The 20,110-nt window shown below is 47.8% G+C and carries 19 protein-coding genes and 1 pseudogene; all 20 read left to right on the top strand.

Translation table 11 applies throughout. From position 1 onward, the window contains the following. The first annotated feature begins 4 nt into the window (after nucleotides 1–4). The 20 genes and pseudogenes from JMA39_RS06390 to JMA39_RS06295 all read left to right on the top strand — a co-directional run bounded on the left by JMA39_RS06390 (nucleotide 5) and on the right by JMA39_RS06295 (nucleotide 20,107). Nucleotides 5–1,003 carry an ABC transporter substrate-binding protein gene (locus JMA39_RS06390; RefSeq protein ID WP_202721003.1) on the top strand — a complete coding sequence of 333 codons (999 nt, stop codon included), beginning with the start codon at nucleotides 5–7 and terminating at the stop codon, nucleotides 1,001–1,003. Continuing rightward, on the top strand, nucleotides 994–2,040 hold the full coding sequence (locus tag JMA39_RS06385) for a FecCD family ABC transporter permease (protein ID WP_202721001.1): 1,047 nt from the start codon (nucleotides 994–996) through the stop codon (nucleotides 2,038–2,040). Before JMA39_RS06390 ends, JMA39_RS06385 begins: the two co-directional genes overlap by 10 nt. After that, nucleotides 2,040–3,377, top strand: coding sequence for an ATP-binding cassette domain-containing protein (locus JMA39_RS06380; protein WP_202720999.1), 1,338 nt, complete (start codon nucleotides 2,040–2,042; stop codon nucleotides 3,375–3,377). The genes JMA39_RS06385 and JMA39_RS06380 overlap by 1 nt, the downstream gene beginning before the upstream one ends. Continuing rightward, a complete protein-coding gene (locus JMA39_RS06375) occupies nucleotides 3,374–4,066 on the top strand; it encodes a hypothetical protein (protein WP_202720996.1) in 693 nt (230 codons plus the stop codon). Before JMA39_RS06380 ends, JMA39_RS06375 begins: the two co-directional genes overlap by 4 nt. After that, a complete protein-coding gene (locus JMA39_RS06370; protein ID WP_202720995.1) occupies nucleotides 4,063–4,887 on the top strand; it encodes a hypothetical protein in 825 nt (274 codons plus the stop codon). The genes JMA39_RS06375 and JMA39_RS06370 overlap by 4 nt, the downstream gene beginning before the upstream one ends. Beyond that, nucleotides 4,884–5,669 (top strand): DUF3450 domain-containing protein, encoded by a 786-nt coding sequence (locus JMA39_RS06365; protein ID WP_202720994.1) that lies wholly within the window; start codon nucleotides 4,884–4,886, stop codon nucleotides 5,667–5,669. Before JMA39_RS06370 ends, JMA39_RS06365 begins: the two co-directional genes overlap by 4 nt. Beyond that, complete coding sequence (locus tag JMA39_RS06360) at nucleotides 5,669–7,075, top strand: MotA/TolQ/ExbB proton channel family protein (RefSeq protein WP_202720993.1); 1,407 nt, start codon at nucleotides 5,669–5,671, stop codon at nucleotides 7,073–7,075. The genes JMA39_RS06365 and JMA39_RS06360 overlap by 1 nt, the downstream gene beginning before the upstream one ends. Then, nucleotides 7,062–7,577, top strand: coding sequence for a MotA/TolQ/ExbB proton channel family protein (locus JMA39_RS06355; protein ID WP_202720992.1), 516 nt, complete (start codon nucleotides 7,062–7,064; stop codon nucleotides 7,575–7,577). The genes JMA39_RS06360 and JMA39_RS06355 overlap by 14 nt, the downstream gene beginning before the upstream one ends. Further along, entirely contained in the window at nucleotides 7,570–7,971 is a 402-nt protein-coding gene (locus JMA39_RS06350) for an ExbD/TolR family protein (RefSeq protein ID WP_202720991.1), read from the top strand. Before JMA39_RS06355 ends, JMA39_RS06350 begins: the two co-directional genes overlap by 8 nt. After that, nucleotides 7,971–8,612 carry an energy transducer TonB gene (locus tag JMA39_RS06345; RefSeq protein WP_202720990.1) on the top strand — a complete coding sequence of 214 codons (642 nt, stop codon included), beginning with the start codon at nucleotides 7,971–7,973 and terminating at the stop codon, nucleotides 8,610–8,612. The genes JMA39_RS06350 and JMA39_RS06345 overlap by 1 nt, the downstream gene beginning before the upstream one ends. Further along, a complete protein-coding gene (locus tag JMA39_RS06340; protein WP_237732680.1) occupies nucleotides 8,612–9,907 on the top strand; it encodes a tetratricopeptide repeat protein in 1,296 nt (431 codons plus the stop codon). Before JMA39_RS06345 ends, JMA39_RS06340 begins: the two co-directional genes overlap by 1 nt. Nucleotides 9,908–10,061: 154 nt before the next feature. Then, a complete protein-coding gene (locus tag JMA39_RS06335; RefSeq protein ID WP_202720989.1) occupies nucleotides 10,062–10,634 on the top strand; it encodes an anthranilate synthase component II in 573 nt (190 codons plus the stop codon). Between the two features lie 64 nt (nucleotides 10,635–10,698). Then, the gene (locus tag JMA39_RS06330) at nucleotides 10,699–10,809 is read left to right on the top strand and encodes a glutamine amidotransferase-related protein (RefSeq protein WP_373316326.1); all 111 of its coding nucleotides are present in this window, start codon (nucleotides 10,699–10,701) and stop codon (nucleotides 10,807–10,809) included. A 13-nt stretch (nucleotides 10,810–10,822) separates the two neighbouring features. Then, nucleotides 10,823–10,984 (top strand): annotated as a pseudogene (locus JMA39_RS06325) (glutamine amidotransferase-related protein); the annotation flags it as partial. A gap of 102 nt (nucleotides 10,985–11,086) precedes the next feature. Continuing rightward, the gene (locus tag JMA39_RS06320; RefSeq protein WP_202720988.1) at nucleotides 11,087–13,567 is read left to right on the top strand and encodes a S9 family peptidase; all 2,481 of its coding nucleotides are present in this window, start codon (nucleotides 11,087–11,089) and stop codon (nucleotides 13,565–13,567) included. A 133-nt stretch (nucleotides 13,568–13,700) separates the two neighbouring features. Continuing rightward, nucleotides 13,701–14,843 carry an HDOD domain-containing protein gene (locus tag JMA39_RS06315; protein WP_202720987.1) on the top strand — a complete coding sequence of 381 codons (1,143 nt, stop codon included), beginning with the start codon at nucleotides 13,701–13,703 and terminating at the stop codon, nucleotides 14,841–14,843. Nucleotides 14,844–15,320: 477 nt separating this feature from the next. After that, complete coding sequence (locus JMA39_RS06310; RefSeq protein ID WP_202720986.1) at nucleotides 15,321–16,538, top strand: aspartate aminotransferase family protein; 1,218 nt, start codon at nucleotides 15,321–15,323, stop codon at nucleotides 16,536–16,538. A gap of 135 nt (nucleotides 16,539–16,673) precedes the next feature. Beyond that, nucleotides 16,674–17,693, top strand: a complete 1,020-nt coding sequence (gene astA, locus JMA39_RS06305) for an arginine N-succinyltransferase (protein ID WP_202720985.1) — start codon at nucleotides 16,674–16,676, stop codon at nucleotides 17,691–17,693. Between the two features lie 9 nt (nucleotides 17,694–17,702). Next, the gene (gene astD, locus JMA39_RS06300) at nucleotides 17,703–19,163 is read left to right on the top strand and encodes a succinylglutamate-semialdehyde dehydrogenase (RefSeq protein WP_202720984.1); all 1,461 of its coding nucleotides are present in this window, start codon (nucleotides 17,703–17,705) and stop codon (nucleotides 19,161–19,163) included. Nucleotides 19,164–19,306: 143 nt separating this feature from the next. Further along, the gene (locus JMA39_RS06295; RefSeq protein ID WP_202720983.1) at nucleotides 19,307–20,107 is read left to right on the top strand and encodes a DUF1338 domain-containing protein; all 801 of its coding nucleotides are present in this window, start codon (nucleotides 19,307–19,309) and stop codon (nucleotides 20,105–20,107) included. Nucleotides 20,108–20,110 lie beyond the last annotated feature (3 nt).

The following is a 20,110-nucleotide window of genomic DNA, read 5'->3' as shown; positions in this document are numbered from 1 at the left end:
AGGAATGTTTAACAGACTTATTAGTACTGTTGTCATTCTCCTTTGTGGTCTTTCAAGTGTATCGGCATCGCCGATACACTTGGTCGATCAGCAAGGCCGCGAGGTGGTGCTACAAAAGCCTGCCAAGCGGATTGTGACGACCTTCACTCCGGCAAACCTATTCTCTTTAAGTCTTGGACTTGCAGATCAACTCGTTGGTATCGGCGGTAGCACCAAACATTCACCGTTTATTAATCAACTGCTCGCGCACCGCGCTCCCTTAGTGATCGGCAGTCGCTCGGCTGGTACAAGTTTAGAAACCATTGTCGCGCTTAAGCCGGATTTGGTCTTAGTGTTTGGTAAGAAGGACGGTTATCGACTCGCTGACCGCTTAACCTCGCTAGGTATTGTTAGCTTAGTGATTCAACCGGAAACTTTGGAAGATGCTAAAGCTGCGCTTGAGCTGCTGGCTAAGGCGACCGGGACTCAGGATAAAGCCGCTAAGATAGCAGCTGAAAACCAACGTTTAGCCAACATCATTCAAACTGGGCTTTCCGGTTTAAATGATGATCAGCGCCTTCGTGCCTATTACGCAAATAGCTCAGATCTATACCGCACTGCCAGTGAACAGATGTTTCAGCATCAGTTAATGGCTGTTGCAGGCGTTAATAATGTCGCAACAGGCGTACCTGGTTTTTACCCTAAGGTGAATGCTGAGCAATTGCTGCTATGGCAGCCACAGTTATTAGTACGTGAATCTAATGACTCGACCAAAGTAGATGAGCAACTAAAAAAGTCACTAATGACTCAAATCGCTCAATTACCACAAATTCATCTGCCTAAGGGGAGCTTCTGGGATATGCCATCACCGATGGCGATGGCGGGGGCGCTTTATATTGCGGCGAATGCTTACCCAGAGCGATTTAATAATATCGATCTGGACGCGGAAATTGCGCACTACTACCAAGTTGCCTTTGGTGATGCTTGCCTGTCACCACTGCATGAGATAAGCAGATGTCAGTAGCGAAAGGATTTTCATTACAGCCGATACAATGGACTGGAATCGCCATTGTAATCGGTCTTGTGGGACTTTGTGCTGGCCGCTTCTCAGTCAATCCTGGTGATCTGTTCAGCGCAATTCAAAAGCTGCCGTCAGTGCTGAGTAGCTTGATAATGACTGGGCAGGTTCCCGATGATCTGACTCAAGAAGAGCGAGTTATCTTGCTTATTCGTTTGCCTCGTTTGCTCACCGCTTTAATTGTCGGTGCAGGGCTTGCTGTTTCTGGCGCCGTTTACCAAGGGGTATTTCGCAATCCACTCGTGTCCCCAGATATTTTAGGAGTGGCATCGGGCTGTATGTTTGGCGCGGCGATGGGGCTGATTATGCCGGGGAGTAGCTGGATTATGGTGCAGCTGCTGGCATTTGTCTGTGGCTTATCAGCCGCTTGCGCCGCCATGTTTATGGCCAAACGCTTTGGCAGTAATAGTCTGCTTTTAATGATTATGACCGGGATTATTGTTGGCTCGATATTTGGTGCAGCCCTGACCATGCTAAAAGCCCTAGCCGATCCCTATGGTGAGCTACCTGCCATTGTATTTTGGTTAATGGGCTCTCTTTCGGTGAGTAGTTGGAGCACGGTGGCACAGCTTATTATCCCTGTCGCTCTTGGTTATGGGCTTATTCACACATTACGTTACCGTCTTAATGTGTTGTGTTTAGGCGACCACCAAAGTCGTAGCTTAGGTGTTGAGCCTGCAAGGCTGCGCCTCGTGTTGATTGTGATTAGTTCCTTCATCGTGGCCTCCTGTGTGGCAACGGTTGGCTCTGTAGCTTGGATAGGCCTTGTTGTACCGCATATGGTGCGTACCTTCACAGGAGCCAATAATATGCGCCTTATTCCTATCTCCACAGCTGTGGGCGCCATGTTCTTATTGCTGGCCGATAGCGTGGCTCGCGCGAGCTTTAGCATGGAGATCCCGATTGGCATCGTTACATCGTTAGTGGGCGCACCTCTGTTTGCTTTTCTACTGTTTCGCTTTCGCCAAGGAGGAGCTTACTGATGTTAACTGTTACGGATATTAGTTATTACGTTGGCGATAAGTGCCTATTAGAAGGGGTTAGCTTCGAGCTAAAAGCGGGAGAATTCTTAGCGATTCTAGGGGCCAACGGAGCAGGTAAAACCACCTTGATGAACTGCTTATGTGGGTTAAATCAGCCTAGCCAAGGTGCTGTGTATCTTAATTCCTCTGCGCTAGACAAGATGAGCCGCGCCGAAATTGCGCAGCAGATGGCGCTAGTGCCACAGCAGCAAGAAACTGCTTTTGCTTTTACTGCACTAGAGATGGTGGTGATGGGGCGAACGCCTTTCCTATCGACTTTTGAGTCGCCCTCAGAACAAGACATTCATGATGCTAAAAGAGTGATGCAGCTACTTGATGTTGGGGGATTGGCCAAGGCCGATTATAACCGTCTGTCTGGCGGTGAGCGCCAGCTAGTGTTGTTGGCTAGAGCGCTGTTTCAAAGTGAGCAGTTGTTGCTGCTTGATGAGCCGACAAACCACCTCGATTATCGAAATAAATTTCAAATTTTATCTCAGGTTAAACGTAGCTGTATTGATTCCAATACGGCGGTTATTGCCATCTTACACGATCCAAACTTAGCCCAGTTGTATGCCGATAAGGTGCTGCTATTGGAGCATGGCAAGGTGTTGGATTATGGCGAGCGTGCAGCGGTTATGACCAGTAAGAACATCAGTCGTCTTTATGGCTTGGCCACCGCCAGCTATCAAGTCGCCTCGCAGGAGTTTTTTATGCCACAAAATGTATTGGGATTAAGCCAGAGTAACGTGCTCATCATTACTGGTGAAAGCGGCAGTGGTAAAACCACGGCTTTGGCTGAGTTTATCGAGCTGTGTCAGCAAGAGCAGATCCCGCTAAAGGGAATGCTCTGTCCTGGGGTGATGAAGGAGGGGCGGCGTTTCAGCAGTGATATTGTCGATATCGCTACAGGTGAGCGCTGTCTATTTGGTCATCGTACCGGTGTATTAGATAAGAAGACAGGCACCCGCTTTACCTTTACCCAAGAGGGGATAGCGCTTGGTAAACAAGCGCTTGACCATAATAATTTCCAGCAAGGCGATATCTGTATTGTGGATGAGATAGGGCCTATGGAGCTTGGAGGACAGGGATTTGGCAAGCAGATAGCCCCGTTACTCGCGGTGGCGAATAGCCGTCATATCTGGGTGGTTCGCCCAAGCTTAATTGAGCAGGTGTGTCGTCATTGGTCGTTACACAAGCCTGAGATCGTCGATGTAGAAGATTTCAGTTTGCCAGAAAAACTAGCGCAGTTTATCAGTGCCGAAAAAACAGGCAGCAGAACAGGTGAGTCGATTCAATGAGTGACCTAAGTTTGAAGCAGGCTAAAGAGCTTAATCAAGGCTCACTCGCTGCCCGCTTAGCCAATATGGTGTTGCTGGCGTTAGCGGTAATGACATTGAGCTTAATCAACGCCGATAGTCTACTGTTTCCATCAAGCAGTGTGATGACCTACCTAGTGGTTACCGCCATCGTCAGTTTAGTTTGTTTGTGTGCTTTATCGATTCAAACGCGTTTACAAGCAAACTATGTATGGGCAGTCACTTTTATCGCTTTGTTGCTGCTGGGATATAGCCAAACACTTGAGCCACCAACAGGCGATAGTGCCATGTTAACGTCGATTTGGGCGCAGCTATTTTTCCTATCTCGTCCGATAGCGCTTGGTTTGGCGATTGCAGCAGGCATTGGCTATCTATTTCATGCGTTTTGGCGTGACACTCACTTAGAGAGTCATAGTCACCTACTTAGTTTGCTGGCGGGTACCGCCTTTCTTGGCGGTGAGATAGCTGGTAGTTACTGGGCATTTATTGGTTGGGGCCGCAGCTGGAGTTGGAGCGGTCATTTCTTCTTCTCGGCGCTGACCTACCTGTTATTTATTCTGGTATTTCACTTACCTAAGGCTTGGTTTGCTAATGCCAGAGCGCTGGCCATGGGGAAGGCTGTGGTATTGGGCTTTATCTGCGTATTGATGTTGGGGTATCGCTTGTCATGAGAATGAACTGGTTATTTTCGATGCGCCTCGCCTTCGTGCTGCTCATGCTCTTGTCGCTGTGGTTCGCCATAGGCGTAGGCCTGAGTGAGTATGAGCTTTACCGCCAAGTGTTAAGGGCGTTAAACGACCTGCCTATGTCCCAGTGGCTACAAAGCTTAACGGCTGCGCCCATGGTTGGGTTCTGGTTAGCAGGCTTATTTGGTTTGATGTTCCTGCTTGGGTTGAATACAGCCTTGTGTTCTTGGCGCGATCTATTGCCTATCTGGCGTCACAAGCGCTGGCGCAGCCCACGAATAATGATGTTACCAATACATATCCTGACCTTACTGGTTTTTATATTTCATGGCGTCGATCTGGTATTTATCCACGGTCACGATAGCGCGGTGCTGCATCAGGGAGAGCGTTTCAATAGTGGTCGTTACCAGATTAAGTTAGTTAGCGTCGACTATCGCGATGATGTCAGTCTAATTACCGAAGATGCAACAGGCTTTAGCCCGGCAGGGCGGATCACCCGTCGCAGTGTTGAGCAGTTCGATCCTCGTATAAACTCCGCCTATTTTTTTGTTCAAGATGGTGAGCAGAAGATCAGTGGTGATGCTGGGTTTATGCGGCCCTTTAGATGGAAGGATCTGTATATAACTGTGACAGACTTTAGAGTGCCACATCAAGAGGAGGCACGTGGGGTGCAGGTTAAGGTGCTTGCGGTACATAACCCGCTAGTAAATTACTTTTTTGCCTGTTATGGCCTGTTATTAGTGAGCTTATTGTTGCAAGGACTGGTGTTTTGGCGCCGTTCAATGAAAAAAGGGGGCCGTAGATGATAGGTCGTATTCATTATAATTTACTGGCTATTTGTTGCGTGTTCCCTCTGCTAGTTAATGCATCGGAGGGGGGAGATGACAAGACGCTGGACCATTTAGCAGAGCAATGGCTTGAGCAGATAAAGCAGCCTGTTGTGCAGTCGGTGCAACTGGGTGAGGAAGCTGCAGCATGGCAACAGCAAAAAGCGCAATCCCTTTCACAGCAGCAACAAGATCTTGGTGAGCTTTATTGGACTGAATATCAATTGCAAAAACAGCAAAGATATCTGGCTTCATTGCAGGCGGAGGTCAAACAGCTGCAACAAGATATCGCCACGATTAACGCTCTTAAACAGGAACTAGAGCCGCAGTTGGAGATCTGGTATGCCAGGCTAGAGCGTCAAATCAGTGCTGACCTACCTTTCGATTTTGATGAGCGTAAGCGACGTCTGGCATTTCTGCGCAGCGCAATGGATAGCAGTGAGTTACCCTTGGCCGAGCGTTTTCGGCGGTTGCTCGATGTGATTGCTATCGAGGTCGCTTACGGTTATGGCCAGCAGATATCTCAGGAGATCATCGTTATCGATGAGCAACCAGTACAGGTGAACTTGCTGCGTTTAGGTCGCCTATCTTGGTTCTATATGACGCCTGATGAGAAAAAGCTTGGATGGTTCGATAACCAGTCTCGTAAATGGCAGCCTTTAGCGGTTAACGAGCAGGGCGATATTCGATTAGCCATGGCAATTACATCCAATAAGCAGGTTGCTCAGATAGTTAACTTGCCATTAGGAGCGCACAAATAATGAGAGCGGTAATTTTAGTCTTATTGTTAAGCGTATCGACATTGGCTTTTACACAAGAGTCGACTGTAAAAGAGGCTGCAGAGTATCAAGCACTTGAGCAACAAATTGAGCTGCGAGCATCTGAGATAGAGCAACAGAACTTGCGTTGGAGTAGTGACTTAAAGCAAGAGATAGATGAGGTTAAAACGAATCAGCAGCAGTTGGTTCAGCGCCTAAATGGCAAACGTACTCAGCTTGAACTGATAAATCAGCAGTTGATTGAGTTAACGCAGCAAAAGCAAAGTCTCAGCCAAGATTATCAGCTTGCAGTTGATGATATGAAGTTAGTGCAGGGAGCCTATCAAAAGGCGTTGAGTAGTTTATCGCAGCAGTGGCAGCAGAGTCCTACTCAATTTGCTGCACCTCAACGGGTGGAAAACTTAACGTTTGCCAAGGCGGATACTGGATTCCCTAGTTTGACGCAGCTCAATGAACTTGTCGGCTACGCGATTGATGATATGCAGATGACGGCGAAAGTTCTCAGTGCCAAGGCGCCGATTAGCTCGGCCAATGGCAGCGTGACCGAGCAGGTGTTAAAGGTCTTTGGCGGCTTAATGGCGGTGACTCATATCGAAAAGTCAGCGACTGAAATGCCAAGCTTTATCGCCTTAACTGGTGAGCTTCCCGTTGCAATCGCGCCAGTTGATTCAACAATCAGTGAGCAGCTAACTGCATGGTTGGAAGGTCAGTCTCAACTTTTGCCATTGGATTTAAGTCAGGGACGAATGCTGCCAAGCTTAGCTGAGAAGCAGAGCCTAACAGAGTGGGTTGAGGATGGTGGTGAAGTACTTTGGCCAATCCTTATCTTAGCCGCGTTGGGATTAGCGATTGCGCTATGGCGCGCAGTCGTGCTGTTGTACTGGCGTCCATTAACGCAGCTTAATGAGCGAGATGAGGCTAAAACCGACCTGCAAGCGATTAAGCAACAATTACTCGGTTTGCCAAGGGTGCCAGCGGCTAGCGTTTTGGCTAACGCAATCGTTGAGGGAAGTGGCGTTGAGGCGATGGATCAACGGTTGAAACAATTGATGCTAAAGCAGATGGCGCAGTTTGAACGCGGGCTAGGCTTTATTGCCTTATTGGCAGCAATGGCGCCTATGCTGGGATTACTCGGCACGGTATCAGGCATGATTGAAACTTTTCAGTCATTAACCGAGTTTGGTAATAGCGATCCTAAGTTGCTCTCTCAAGGGATCAGTAAGGCTTTGATCACCACTCAGGCGGGATTGCTGGTGGCATTACCTCTGCTATTACTGCATTACCCACTTAAGCGGCGTGCTCAGGCGCTTAGCTTAAATATGGAGCAGCAATCAGCTCTGTTACTGGCCTTGAATCTTGAGCGAGGAGGCGAGCATGTCACTCGATAACATGCTGTTTTCACTGCGCCAGTTTAGCCACGCCATTCTAGGCTTTATTGAGCTTGGTGGCATTGTGATGTGGCCGTTATTCATCTGCTGTTTATGGATGTTGTGGTTAGTGAGCCGAGCTCTATTTAAAGAGACCGAGCAGAGTCTGCAGATGATAGTGACGACTCAACATGACTGGCTTAATCAGCGCTTGAGCTTGTTAGCGCTAAGGCAAGCGCAAGCACAGCAGTATGCGGATCTCCAAGGGGTTAAGTTATTGTCCATGGTTGCGCCGCTTTTAGGTTTACTAGGAACCGTTAGCGGCATGATTGCAATGTTCGATGCTGGAGCCAGTTATGGATTTCATGATCCTGCAGTGATTTCAGCAGGGATCTCCATGGCGATGGTTACCACCCAAACCGGTTTATTTGTTGGCTTAACTGGTTCGCTGTTAGCATTTTTTTGGCAGAGAAAGCTAAACCGTGCCGACACGAACCGGTTAGTGGGAGGGCAACATGCTTAGCGATCGTTTCAGACAAGATAAAGACCCTGAAATCAACATGACCCCAATGCTCGATGTGGTTTTCATCTTGCTGATCTTCTTTATAGTGTCGACTAACTTTGTGCAGCAATCCTCAGTGGAGATTAAGCGTCCGCAAGCAAGCACTGCCACCAGCGTCGATGGCAGCCCTATAGTGGTCACTCTCGATACTACTGGGCGGGTCTACTTTGAGTCAAAAGAGCTCGATATCTATTACCTACCCGGTAAGCTGCAGCAGCTCGCCAGTCAAACTCCTAAGGCAAAGTTGTTGGTTGTTGCCGATACTCATTGCCCAACAGGGGTGACAATTAAGGTGCTGGATATTGCCAAGCAGGCAGGCATAAGCTTTAGCTCCGTGGCGTCAGAGATCCACTAATGAATAGAGGACGCGCTCAGCAAGTGCTGGTTATCTCTATGCGGTTAATGTTGTCCGTAAGCATGACAATACTGCTCTGTTATTACCTGCCTAGCAGTCTTAATGATAATCAACCAAGGCAGTTATTGAGTCAGCAAACAAAAGAGCTGCAGCTGCCTTTGCTTCCTCCAGAAAAGCCGAAATTACCGACACAGAAAGAGGAGCAAAGTAAGCCTGTGACAGCAAGCGCTGCAACGCCAGTATTGACTAGCATACCGATTATGCCAACGGTTGCTGATATGCCGCTGCAAGTACCAGTGTTGGCTATCCCAACACTTAATGGCTTGAGTTTACCGAGTATTGCGCCTGTGATTGCAGGTATTAAAGATGTTGATAAAGCGCCGGAGTTATTGCGCTTTATTCAGCCGAAGATGCCTGTGGCTGGGCGTAAGTTCAAGAGCGGCGGGCGAGTGCTTTTGCGGCTCATTGTTGAGGCGGATGGCATGGTGAGTCAGGCACAGGTATTAGAAGCCGAGCCTAAGCAAGTGTTTGACCAATCGGCAATAGAAGCAGCGCGTAGATGGCGCTTTAAGCCCGCTGTTTTATCGGGTAAAGCGGTGAAGGTCTTTGTTGATGTGCCGATTAACTTTAAGGTGAGTTAATGATGAATTTTCTCAAATTATCGCTAGTCCTGCTTTTGTCTATCTCGCCTTTTTTCGCAGCTATTTGCCATGGGCGAGATTTAAATGTTAGCCATGGGCGAGAGTTAAATCGATACGAGTCTGGTCTACTCAATAAAGCGAGTCCATTACTTGAGGCCAATGATTTTGATGCAGCGCTAAAATTGATGTTGCCACTGCTTGAGCAGGCTGCGCCGCACCATGTCGTATTTCAGTATGTGTGTAAAACCCTTGCCGATACTGGAGCAGAAGCTAAGGCGCTAAATTGCTGGGAGCGAGGCTATCAACTATATCCTAATCAGGGGCAAATTGTCGTTAACCTCGCTCAAGCGCAGCTTCAAACTGAACGATATGAAGCCGCTATTTCGACACTATCAAACCTAGAGTTATCGACGCTAGAAAAGCCAATCGAGGCGCAGGTGCGCTATATGCGAGGCTATGCCTATTACCAGTTAGCTCAATATCAAGCGGCGATCGATCTCTTGTTATCTTCAGATGTGAAGCTCCATTGGTGGCCACTCATTAGTTACAGTCAAATGGCGTTAGAGCAGTGGCAAGAGGCTAAAAGTAGTGCTCTGCAGTGGCTTGCTTTTGAGCCTGATAGCCGCACCGCTTGGCAAGTGTTAACTCGTAGCGAACTTGGGCTCGGCAATAAGCTTGAAGCGGCGGTGGCAAGCGATATCGCTGCGCAGTCGATAGGGGCAATTTCAGGCAGCAGCAGGCCGCAAGATAGCATAGGCCTGTTTGGCCAGATTAAAGCCTATAATCTGGCGGCGAGCTGTACCTCGCAAACTGATACAGATGACGCCTCTCGCCTAGGCTCTGCTATAAAGGTGTTTGACTCACAAGCTTTGGCTTGTGCCCAATATGCTTGGTTATCGGGACGATATGACGAGGCGTTAGTTTTTTTAGAGGGTTTTAACCTTGATGGCTTAAGCGAAAGCTGTGGCTTGGTTGATGACTTTTATCTGCTACAAGGTCAACTTTTTTCCGCATTAAAGCAGGGCGATAATGCCCGTAGAGCTTGGAGCAAAGTGGGTCAGCAACTCTTGCCTTTAGGCACCGCGGCCGAGATAAAACACGCTCGCCAGCGGCGAAACCAGCTGCAGGGACAGGCGCTCTTGCTAATTGGTCAAAGTTACTGGCTAGAGCAGCAGTGGCCGGAGGCGCAGGCCAGTTACCGTAAACTGGCTCAAACGCCAGGGTTTGAAACTTTAGCTGCAGCTTTTGGGCAGCGTTTAGCTACATTCGTGCAGCTAGAAGAGAAACTCAGGTGATCCAAGGTGATGGCTGTGGTAGCATCAGCGCCCAAATCATCCACATTGGGTTTTATTGAGCTCTCTTCATAATCTGAACATAGCTAGGCCTGACATAGCTAAGCTTTCGAAATGGGTACAATAAAACACAGCGATATAGGTTCTCGGATCTTTTATGATCTTAATGATCGACAATTACGACTCATTTACTTTTAATCTGGTGCAGTACTTTCAGCAGCTGGGGCAAGAGATTGTGGTCAAGCGCAATGATGAAATCAGCCTAGAGGAGATAGAGGCTTTAGCTCCTAGCCATCTAGTGATCTCACCTGGCCCTTGCACGCCAAATGAGGCTGGTCTGTCGTTGTCGATTATAGAACATTTCGCGGGCCAGCTGCCTATTCTCGGAGTTTGCCTTGGGCATCAGGCGATAGCGCAGGTATTTGGTGCCAATGTGGTTAGAGCCAAGCGAGTGATGCACGGTAAAACCAGTGCGATATTGCATAGCAATAGGGGCATATTTAGTGGTTTGAATAACCCGCTAACCGTTACTCGTTACCACTCTTTGCTGGTGGATGCGATTCCTACTGGTTTCGTTATGGATGCTTGGTTTGACGATCCCGTCCATGGTCGAGAGATCATGGCGATGAGTATGCCTGCTAAAAAGCTCTACGGCGTCCAGTTTCACCCTGAATCAATTCTGACTGAGCAAGGCCACGAGCTGTTAGCAAATTTTATCAAGAGCAGCTAAAGCGCTAACTTTGTTAGTGGATGCGTGGTTTGACGATGCAATCTAATTACATGGCCGAGAGATCATGGCGATGAGTATGCCCGCTAAAAAGCTCTACGGCGTCCAGTTTCACCCTGAATCAATTCTGACTGAGCAAGGCCACGAGCTGTTAGCAAATTTTATCAAGAGCAGCTAAAGCGCTAACTTTGTTAGTGGATGCGTGGTTTGACGATGCAATCTAATTACATGGTCGAGAGATCATGGCGATGAGTATGCCTGCTAAAAAGCTCTACGGCGTCCAGTTTCACCCTGATTCGATTCTGACTGAGCAAGGCCACGAGCTGTTAGCAAATTTCATCAAAATCATTTAAATCGCTACCATCTGTTACAAATTTTACTGATTTTTCAGGCAAGTCCGTTGCCTAAGTGTGGTATAAAAGTCCGCAAAAATACCAATAATAATAGGGATGGATATGAAAAGCGTCATTCGTCATGTCGGCTTGAGTGCACTTTCACTGGCAGTATTAGCGGGTTGTAGCTCAATCGATGGCTCAACAGAGCAAATTCAAACAACAAATCAAGCAGCCCAAGTTGCCTTATCGGCGCCACCTCAAGTAGACCAAGCATTAACGCTCAATCAAATTATGGCCAATCCTGATTGGATGGGTTTATTTGCCAAAGGTGCCTACTGGAGCGATGACGGTCAGTCAGTTTACTTCGCTAGGCAAGCCCACGGTGCACCGACCAAAACCTATTACCAGCAAAGTATTGATGGCACCGCTGCAAGCGAGCTGACATTAAACCAACTTCATAGTGCCGATCAACGCCGTGGGGTGCTCAATAATGACAAGGCGCGCAAAGCCTATATCTATCAAGGCAACTTATTCGTTAAAGACTTAACTAGCGCAAAGGTCACTCAGTTAACACGCCAAAATACCGCTGTGGATGGCGTGCGCTTTTTAAATAGTGGCGATATCGCTTATTGGCAGGGCGATAATATTTTTAAAATCCATCAAGACTCAGGCTTAGTAGAGCAGATCGCCAACATCAAGATGGCGGCAGAGCCAAAAGGCGTGCAAGAGCCATCAAGCTATATCGCCAAGCAGCAACACCGGCTTATCCAGTATGTGGCTATGCAGCAAGAAAATGCTAAGTCGAAACAAGATTATAAAGCTGAACTTGCTAAGTCGGATCCGACCATATCGGCCAAGACCTGGTATCTGGGCGATAAAGAGGTCGTTACCGATTTAAGCCTGTCTCCCGATGGTCGCTATGTGATCGTTGCGCTAAAGGATAAGGAATATAGCTGGCGCAGTGATCATGACATCATGCCTAACTACCTTGGTAAAGACGGTTATGTCGATGCGGTTCCGGCCCGTGCTCGCGTTGCCGAAGATAAAAATCCGGGTGAGCGGCTAGTGCTGCTAGATCTCGAGACTCACGCTAAGAAAGATATCACCATCGAGGGGCTAACCGGCTTTGATGAAGATGTACTCGTCGCTGTTAAGGCTGAGAACGCTAAAGCAAAAGGTGAGAGTTACAAGAGCGAGAAAGCGCCGCGTAATTTACAGTTGATGCAAGATTGGGGCTGGTCACAAAGTGCAATTCAGTGGACGGAGTCAGGTGATAAGGTTGCAGTGATGCTAGAGGCTGTCGATAACAAAGACCGTTGGATAGCCACAGTAAACCTAGATAAGGGCAGTTTAACCACACAGCACCGTCTGCACGATGATGCATGGGTAAACTACAACTTTAACCAGTACGGCTGGTTACCTAATAGCGATAGTTTGTACTACCTGTCTGAAGAGACAGGCTTTTCACATATTTACCTGAAAGAGCAAGGGGAGAAGCCCAAGGCGCTGACTCAAGGAAAATACGTGGTCAGCGATATCACATTGGGCCCTAAAGCACAGTTTATCTATTACAAAGCCAATAAGACTCACCCGGGGATCGATAACGTCTACCGCGTTGAGATCGCAACGGGCAAAGATGAGCAACTGACTCAGTGGCAAGGTCAGCTTGATTACACTTTAAGCCCAGATGGAACGGCGCTGCTACTAAACGCATCGACGCGTATTCAGCCTGCAGAGCTATTTGTGCAGCCAATTGGCGGTAAACTTAAACAGCTAACCGATTATACCAGCGATGCCTTTAAGCACTATGCATGGCAGGCACCAGAGGTTGTGGCTGTGCCATCGACTCATGGTGCGGGTGAAGTTTATGCCCGAGTGTATCTGCCTCAGGGCTACGATAAAAATAGTGCCGATAAGTATCCTGCGGTGATCTTTAACCATGGTGCGGGTTACCTACAGAATGCGCATTACGGTTTCTCCGGTTACTTCAGAGAATTTATGTTCCATAACCTACTTGCCCAGCAAGGCTATGTGGTGATGGATATGGATTACCGTGGCTCTAAAGGCTACGGCCGTGACTGGCGCACCGCTGTGTACCGTCAAATGGGCACACCTGAAGTTGAGGATCTCAAGGATGGCGTGAACTGGATGGCGACCAACGTCAATGTTGATGCGGGTAAGGTTGGTACTTACGGTGGATCTTACGGCGGTTTCCTAACCTTTATGGCACTGTTTAATGAGCCTGAGTTGTTCCAAGCTGGTGCTGCGCTGCGTCCTGTAACGGATTGGGCACACTATAACGCGCCTTATACCTCTAACATTCTCAATACGCCCGATGTCGATCCCATCGCCTATGAGCGTAGCTCGCCAATTGAGCATGCACAAGGCCTGCAAAAGCCACTACTCATCATGAGTGGCGTACTCGATGACAACGTATTCTTCCAAGATAGCGTGCGTCTGGTGCAGCGTTTGATTGAGCTAGAGAAGCCGATGTTTGAAACAGCGATTTATCCGGTGGAGCCCCATGGTTTCCGTCAACCATCGAGCTGGCTTGATGAATACCGTCGTATCCATAAGTTATTCGAGCAGGAGCTTAAGTAACTGGCTAGATACAGATAGTCGCCATGAGCGGTAAAAAAGGGCTCCCTAGTGGAGTCCTTTTCGTTATATCTATACATCGTTATCGATAAGTGGTTAAACTGGTTACGTATTAATACAGGGAGATAGTGGCTAAGTGGCAATTTCGGTCGCTGGAGGCGTTAAGCCTGCACAAGTAACAGAGATAGAGCATCGACTGTATAAACAGCTGATCGTTGGTAAGGGTAAGTCAGTTGCCATGGCCGATGAGCTTTATGTTGAAATGGAAGACGATGCCAATAAACTCGAGATCGAAAGCGAGGCTATTCGTGCTCGCTTAGCAAAACAAAATCAAGCTAAACAGGTGTTCGATGCCGTATCTAAGCAACTGCTCACCAGTGTGAATTCCTGTATTGAACAGCAACTGTCCTTACCTGCAGAAGTGTTGGCCAAGTTTAAGCTCGATGAGAAACAGGTTTTGTTGTTGGAACTGCTTTACTCTAAGCATGTCGACTTAGCGCGAGTCAGACCCTTGGTCGCGGCGCTACCTTGGCTTGAACGGGATCTCGCCAACATCGTCAATGGTTCAAGTTTTAGGCACCGTAGGCCAAAATCTTCTGATGTGCAGGTCACTGATATTAAACTGGTACTCAACTATATTGGCATCGAAAACTTGCAGATGTTAATTCCCTATTTTTGTCTTCGACGCATGATGCCAAGTGGTCAGCCACAAATGTTATGGTTAACCAGAAAGCTGTGGCGTTACAGCGTTGTCTCTTCGATAGCGGCGCAGGCCTTAGCCGAACTCCATGAAAAAGATAAGGCCTTTATTTATAGCTGTAGCTTGATGAGTCAATTAGGCGCAACCTGTGTCATTAATCAGTGTGCAAATACCTTTGATGATATGTGGGGGGAATGGCTTAGAGAGGCGAGTGCGAGTCGTGATAAGGAGCTATATGACGCCGTGATGGCAACGGAGTTCCCTGCAAATGATGTCTATCAGCAAGTGCTGAGCCACAGTCGTTCGCTCAACTGGCAACTTCTTACTTTACTGAATTTCGACAATAGCCGCCTGACGCAAACTTATAAGGCGATCGATACAAGCATGAAGTATGCGGAGCTGGACCAAGACTCTGCCTTAATCGAGCGTGCCAGTTGTTTCGCTAAAGTTTACCTTCTGCACGAGGCGGGTAATATCTCGGCTGCTGAACGCCGATTGATGTTCGACTATTATCAAGTTACCGAGCAAGAGCAGGTTAGGTTAAGCGCACAAAACTTTCGTAAGTTGGTGTTGTTTTAGCCTGTAATGCATTGGCCTCTGATGTTTTTATGTTAATAACCTACCATTAAGCTTGGTTATTTCTAGAAGGCTTTAGGCTGATTTATGCAGCAAGTATGCTCTGTTATCCATCTAGTCAGCTCTTTAATTTAGCCATGATAATTCGTAGGAAAGGTCACAGAATTTGCCATAAAACACACACTAGTTATTCATTATCATTGAATAACTAGTGTTATTGTGGCCTAGGTAACTTTTTTATGACTATTTATGCTTAAAGCCCCGCTATATCTGCTTTGTTAATTCTAAAACTCAAATCTTTATGCAGTGTTTATCCATTTAGCTCACATGAACCTTGTTAAAAACTGGTATTTTGATCACATTTTAGCTAATAATGTCCTTCTAGTTATACAAACAATCGCCGTGTCACCTACACAAGATAAAGACACAGGGCGGAATACGGCCAGTTAAAAGGTCGATAATTATGAAGGATGAGAAGGAATGAGCTCAAATATGAATCTTACACGTGCCCAGTTTGACGAAGTTATGGTGCCTAACTATGCGCCTTCTGCAGTGATTCCTGTTCGTGGCGAAGGTAGCCGAGTTTGGGATCAAGAAGGTAAAGAGTATATCGACTTTGCTGGTGGTATTGCGGTTAACTGTTTAGGTCATTGTCATCCCGCTTTGGTTAACGCACTAAAGACCCAAGGCGAGAAGCTTTGGCATCTATCTAATGTTATGACTAACGAGCCTGCACTAGAGCTAGCGACTAAGCTTGTTGAGGCCACATTTGCCGATCGCGTTTACTTTGCTAACTCGGGCGCAGAAGCAAACGAAGCAGCCCTTAAGTTGGTTCGTCGCTATGCTATGGATAAGTTTGGCGCTGAAAAAGATCAAATTATCGCCTTCGATAAGGCTTTCCACGGCCGTACTTTCTTTACTGTGAGCGTTGGTGGCCAAGCGGCTTACTCAGATGGATTCGGTCCGAAACCTCAGAGCATCACTCATGTACCATTTAATGATATCGCTGCACTAGAAGCGGTTATCTCTGATAAGACGTGCGCCATCATGATGGAGCCTCTTCAGGGCGAAGGTGGCATTATCGATGCCGATCCTGAGTTTTTAAAAGCGGTTCGCGCTCTGTGTGATAAGCACAATGCGCTATTGGTATTCGATGAAGTACAAACTGGTGTGGGTCGTCTGGGCGAACTATATGCTTATATGCGCGGCGATGTAGTACCAGATGTGCTGACAACGGCAAAAGCGTTAGGTGGCGGCTTCCCTATTGCGGCGATGCTAACGACAAAAGAGATTGCCGATCATTTAAAGATCGGTACTCATGGCTCAACTTACGGCGGTAACCCACTGGCATGTGCTGTGGGTAATGCAGTGCTAGATGTTGTGAATACACCAGAGGTGTTAAATGGCGTTAAGCAGCGTGAGCAGTTGCTGCGTGACGGTCTAACCAAGATCAATGACAAGTACGACGTGTTCTCGGGCATCCGCGGTCAGGGCCTGTTGATTGGTGCCGTGATGAACGAGAAATACCAAGGCCGTGCAAAAGAGTTTTTAGTTGCCGGTATTAGCGAAGGCGTAATGAGCCTAGTTGCGGGTGCAAACGTCGTGCGTTTCACACCTTCATTGGTGATCCCTGAAGCCGATATTGCTGAAGGTCTAGCGCGTTTCGAGCGTGCAGTCGCTAAAGTTGTCGAAGCCTAAAGGGCAAACGGGGTGCTATTGCTTATAGCGCTCCTTTTTTTGTCTGTAGGATAGCTTGAACGTTTATTGAGCAGGACTTGTCATAGAGTGGTAAGACTGACAGTTAACGGCAAGTGACAGCGAGGAGACTCCTAGATGTTAGTTATACGTCCAATCCGATCGACTGACTTCGATGCTCTGTATCAAATTGCAGAGGAGTCGGGACACGGATTCACATCTCTACCAGTGAATGCCGATCTACTCAGAAGCAAAATAGCTCGAGTAGAAGCGTCATTTACTAAGCAGATCGATAAGCCTTTCGATGAAGGCTATTTGATGGTGCTAGAAGATACCGAAACGGGTGAAGTCGTAGGTACCTGTGGACTCGAAGCTGCGGTGGGGATGGAAGATGCTTTTTACCATTATCGACTCGGTACAGAGGTCTATCACTCTGAGCAGATCGGTGTGCGTAATGAGGTCGAAACCTTAACCCTTTGTCACGATTACACTGGTGCAGCAGAGCTTTGCACCCTGTTTTTACGTAGCAGTTATCGTAAAAACAATAATGGTCGCATGCTTTCAAGAAGCCGTTTTTTGTTTCTGGCACAGCACGCCGAACGCTTCGGTGAGACTGTGATTGCCGAGATGCGCGGTGAAAGTGATGCCGAGGGCAACTCTCCCTTCTATGGCTGGTTACAAGAGCATTTCTTAGGTATCGATTTTGTACAGGCCGATTATCTCTCTGGCTTGAGTCAAAAAGCATTTATGGCGGAGATGATGCCAAAGAATGCCGTCTATGTATGTCTACTGCCTAAAGAGGCGCAAAAAGTGATTGGTGAGGTTCATACCAATACCCGTCCAGCGTTAAACCTCTTACAAGCAGAGGGCTTTAGATGCCGTGGTTATGTCGATATTTTCGATGCAGGCCCTACGGTTGAGTGTCAGTTGCATGATATTCGCTCCGTTAGAGAGAGCCGTTTGCTGACTGTCAGCATAGGTGAGACCCCAAGCGATGCCACAAGCTATATTGCTTCAAATACTCAATTAGCCAATTACCGCGCTGCAGCTGCCAACCTAGCCGTAGTCGAAGACAGTGATAACGTGATCTTAGATGCCGAAACAGCTGCAGGCCTGCTGGTCTCAGAGGGTGATCAGATCCGCGTATTGCCAATGTAGGAACAGAACATGACACAATTTATTGAAGGTAAGTGGGTTGCAGGTTTAGGTCACGAGGTGACATCGATTAACCCTGCCAACCAAGAAGTGATTTGGAAGAGTAACACCGCGACTCCAGAGCAGGTCGGTGTTGCAGTCGATGCCGCACGTAACGCCCAGTTTGACTGGTTTATGATGGGCTTTGACGCGCGCTTGGCTATAGTGGAGGCCTATCGTGAACAGCTTGAGGCTAACAAGGCCGAGATGGCGGAAGTAATAGCACAAGAAACGGGTAAGCCTCAGTGGGAAACCGCGACAGAGGCGGGCGCCATGATAGGTAAGATTGGCCTTTCTGTTGCTGCCTATAACAAGCGTACAGGCACCACCGAAAGCGATACGCCAGCAGGACGCGCAGTACTGCGTCATAAGCCTCATGGCGTTGTTGCGGTATTTGGTCCTTATAACTTCCCAGGGCACTTGCCAAATGGCCACATAGTGCCGGCACTGCTTGCGGGTAACACTGTGGTATTTAAGCCATCTGAGCTTACGCCAAAAGTGGCTGAGCTAATGCTTAAGCTATGGGAGAAAGCGGGTCTACCGAAAGGGGTGATTAACCTAGTTCAAGGTGAAGTTGAAACGGGTAAGGCACTGGCTGCTCACCCACAGATTGACGGCCTATTCTTTACTGGTAGCTCGCGCACGGGTCATATCTTACATCAACAGTATGCTGGCGATCCGGGCAAGATTTTGGCGCTGGAGATGGGCGGTAACAACCCACTGATCATTAAGGATGTTGCCGACACTAAGGCTGCCGTTCACGACATTATCCAGTCTGCATACATTTCTGCGGGTCAGCGCTGTACATGCGCCCGTCGTCTCTATGTAGAGAAAGGTGCGGCAGGTGACGCATTGCTTGAGCAGCTTGTTGCTGCCGTTAAGCAGATCAAAGTCGGCCCTTGGAACGCTCAGCCTCAGCCATTTATGGGATCGATGATCTCAGAGACTGCGGCTAAAGGCATGGTTGAAGCTCAACGTAATCTTATCAACCTAGGTGGTAACTCATTGGTTGAACTCACTCACCTCGAAGTGGGTACTGGCCTCGTTTCTCCAGGTCTTATCGATGTGACTGATGTTATCGAGCTACCAGATGAAGAGTACTTTGGTCCACTGCTGCAAGTGGTGCGTTATAGCGACTTCGATGAAGCGATTAAGCTTGCCAATGCGACGCGTTATGGCCTATCTGCAGGGATCTTGGCCGATAGCCGTGAAGATTATGACTACTTCCTAGCGCGTATTCGTGCGGGTATCGTCAACTGGAACAAGCAGATCACTGGTGCCTCGGGTGCTGCGCCATTTGGTGGTGTCGGCGCATCGGGTAACCACAGAGCGAGCGCGTTTTACGCCGCCGACTACTGTGCCTACCCGGTTGCTTCTGTTGAAGCCGATGCGGTCAGCCTACCAGCCACATTAAGCCCAGGTTTAAGTATTTAATTTCAAACACAAAAATTAAAGGGGAAGCGCTCGGGGCGCTTCCCTTTTGTTTATAAGCAAATTGTATCCCTAAAATGTGTAACGCCGCGTGACTTAAACAAACTAAATAAATAGCTAAGTACGTAGGTGTAAAAGGAGTTGTAATGCACACGAATGTAAATGCGCTATTTGAAGCGCTTTGGCAAGATTATATCGAGATGACACCTTCGGCAGCTAAGGTGCATCAGCTGCTATCAAAGGGCAGTGCGATCATTAACGACCATATCGCACTTCGCACCTTTAATATTGCCAAGGTTAATCTTGAGGTATTGGCAGCACACTTTGAGTCTATCGGCTATGTTGCCTGTGGTGACTATAAGTTTGAGGCTAAGAAGCTTAACGCTAAGCATTTTGAACATCCGGACAGCACACAACCCAAGGTGTTTATCTCTGAATTATTAGTCGAAGAGTTCAGCGAAGAGCTGCAATCTACCGTTAATGGCTTGATTGAGCAGATGGATGCTACTGCAACCACTGCTGATAACTTTTTATACTCAGGTCGTCATTGGCAGTTAGATACTAAGACCTATGAGGCGCTACTGGCGGAGAGTGAATACGCAGCTTGGGTGGCAGCCTTTGGTTATCGAGCGAATCACTTCACGGTATCGATTAATCACTTACAGAGTTACGACACCATCTTTGCAGTGAATGATGCCTTAAAAGCGGCGGGCTTTGTATTGAATGCTTCGGGCGGTGAAGTTAAGGGCACACCAGAGGTATTACTGGAGCAATCATCGACGATGGCAGATAAGATCCCAGTTAGCTTCTCAGACGCTGTGGTTAACATTCCTAGCTGTTTTTATGAATTTGCTTTGCGCTATCCTCAAGCAGACGGAAAGCTTTATACAGGCTTTGTGGCGGCTTCTGCGGACAAGATTTTCGAAAGCACTAATGTTCAGAGTTAATGT

The organism is Shewanella schlegeliana (assembly GCF_016765635.1).
In the GTDB taxonomy this organism is placed as follows: Bacteria; Pseudomonadota; Gammaproteobacteria; order Enterobacterales; family Shewanellaceae; genus Shewanella; species Shewanella schlegeliana.
The sequence above is the reverse complement of the archived record's forward strand: the minus strand, read 5'-3'. Positions and strand labels throughout refer to the sequence as shown.

What these genes read in the sequence shown, in the direction of transcription:
- JMA39_RS06345 (WP_202720990.1), top strand. Translation starts at nt 7,971, where the DNA reads ATGAATAGAGGACGCGCTCAGCAAGTGCTGGTTATCTCTATGCGGTTA.
- JMA39_RS06370 (WP_202720995.1), top strand. Translation starts at nt 4,063, where the DNA reads ATGAGAATGAACTGGTTATTTTCGATGCGCCTCGCCTTCGTGCTGCTC.
- JMA39_RS06310 (WP_202720986.1), top strand. Translation starts at nt 15,321, where the DNA reads ATGAGCTCAAATATGAATCTTACACGTGCCCAGTTTGACGAAGTTATG.
- JMA39_RS06390 (WP_202721003.1), top strand. Translation starts at nt 5, where the DNA reads ATGTTTAACAGACTTATTAGTACTGTTGTCATTCTCCTTTGTGGTCTT.
- JMA39_RS06340 (WP_237732680.1), top strand. Translation starts at nt 8,612, where the DNA reads ATGATGAATTTTCTCAAATTATCGCTAGTCCTGCTTTTGTCTATCTCG.
- JMA39_RS06335 (WP_202720989.1), top strand. Translation starts at nt 10,062, where the DNA reads ATGATCTTAATGATCGACAATTACGACTCATTTACTTTTAATCTGGTG.
- JMA39_RS06365 (WP_202720994.1), top strand. Translation starts at nt 4,884, where the DNA reads ATGATAGGTCGTATTCATTATAATTTACTGGCTATTTGTTGCGTGTTC.
- JMA39_RS06330 (WP_373316326.1), top strand. Translation starts at nt 10,699, where the DNA reads ATGGCGATGAGTATGCCCGCTAAAAAGCTCTACGGCGTCCAGTTTCAC.
- JMA39_RS06355 (WP_202720992.1), top strand. Translation starts at nt 7,062, where the DNA reads ATGTCACTCGATAACATGCTGTTTTCACTGCGCCAGTTTAGCCACGCC.
- JMA39_RS06375 (WP_202720996.1), top strand. Translation starts at nt 3,374, where the DNA reads ATGAGTGACCTAAGTTTGAAGCAGGCTAAAGAGCTTAATCAAGGCTCA.
- JMA39_RS06295 (WP_202720983.1), top strand. Translation starts at nt 19,307, where the DNA reads ATGCACACGAATGTAAATGCGCTATTTGAAGCGCTTTGGCAAGATTAT.
- JMA39_RS06380 (WP_202720999.1), top strand. Translation starts at nt 2,040, where the DNA reads ATGTTAACTGTTACGGATATTAGTTATTACGTTGGCGATAAGTGCCTA.
- JMA39_RS06320 (WP_202720988.1), top strand. Translation starts at nt 11,087, where the DNA reads ATGAAAAGCGTCATTCGTCATGTCGGCTTGAGTGCACTTTCACTGGCA.
- JMA39_RS06385 (WP_202721001.1), top strand. Translation starts at nt 994, where the DNA reads ATGTCAGTAGCGAAAGGATTTTCATTACAGCCGATACAATGGACTGGA.
- astA (WP_202720985.1), top strand. Translation starts at nt 16,674, where the DNA reads ATGTTAGTTATACGTCCAATCCGATCGACTGACTTCGATGCTCTGTAT.
- JMA39_RS06350 (WP_202720991.1), top strand. Translation starts at nt 7,570, where the DNA reads ATGCTTAGCGATCGTTTCAGACAAGATAAAGACCCTGAAATCAACATG.
- JMA39_RS06360 (WP_202720993.1), top strand. Translation starts at nt 5,669, where the DNA reads ATGAGAGCGGTAATTTTAGTCTTATTGTTAAGCGTATCGACATTGGCT.
- astD (WP_202720984.1), top strand. Translation starts at nt 17,703, where the DNA reads ATGACACAATTTATTGAAGGTAAGTGGGTTGCAGGTTTAGGTCACGAG.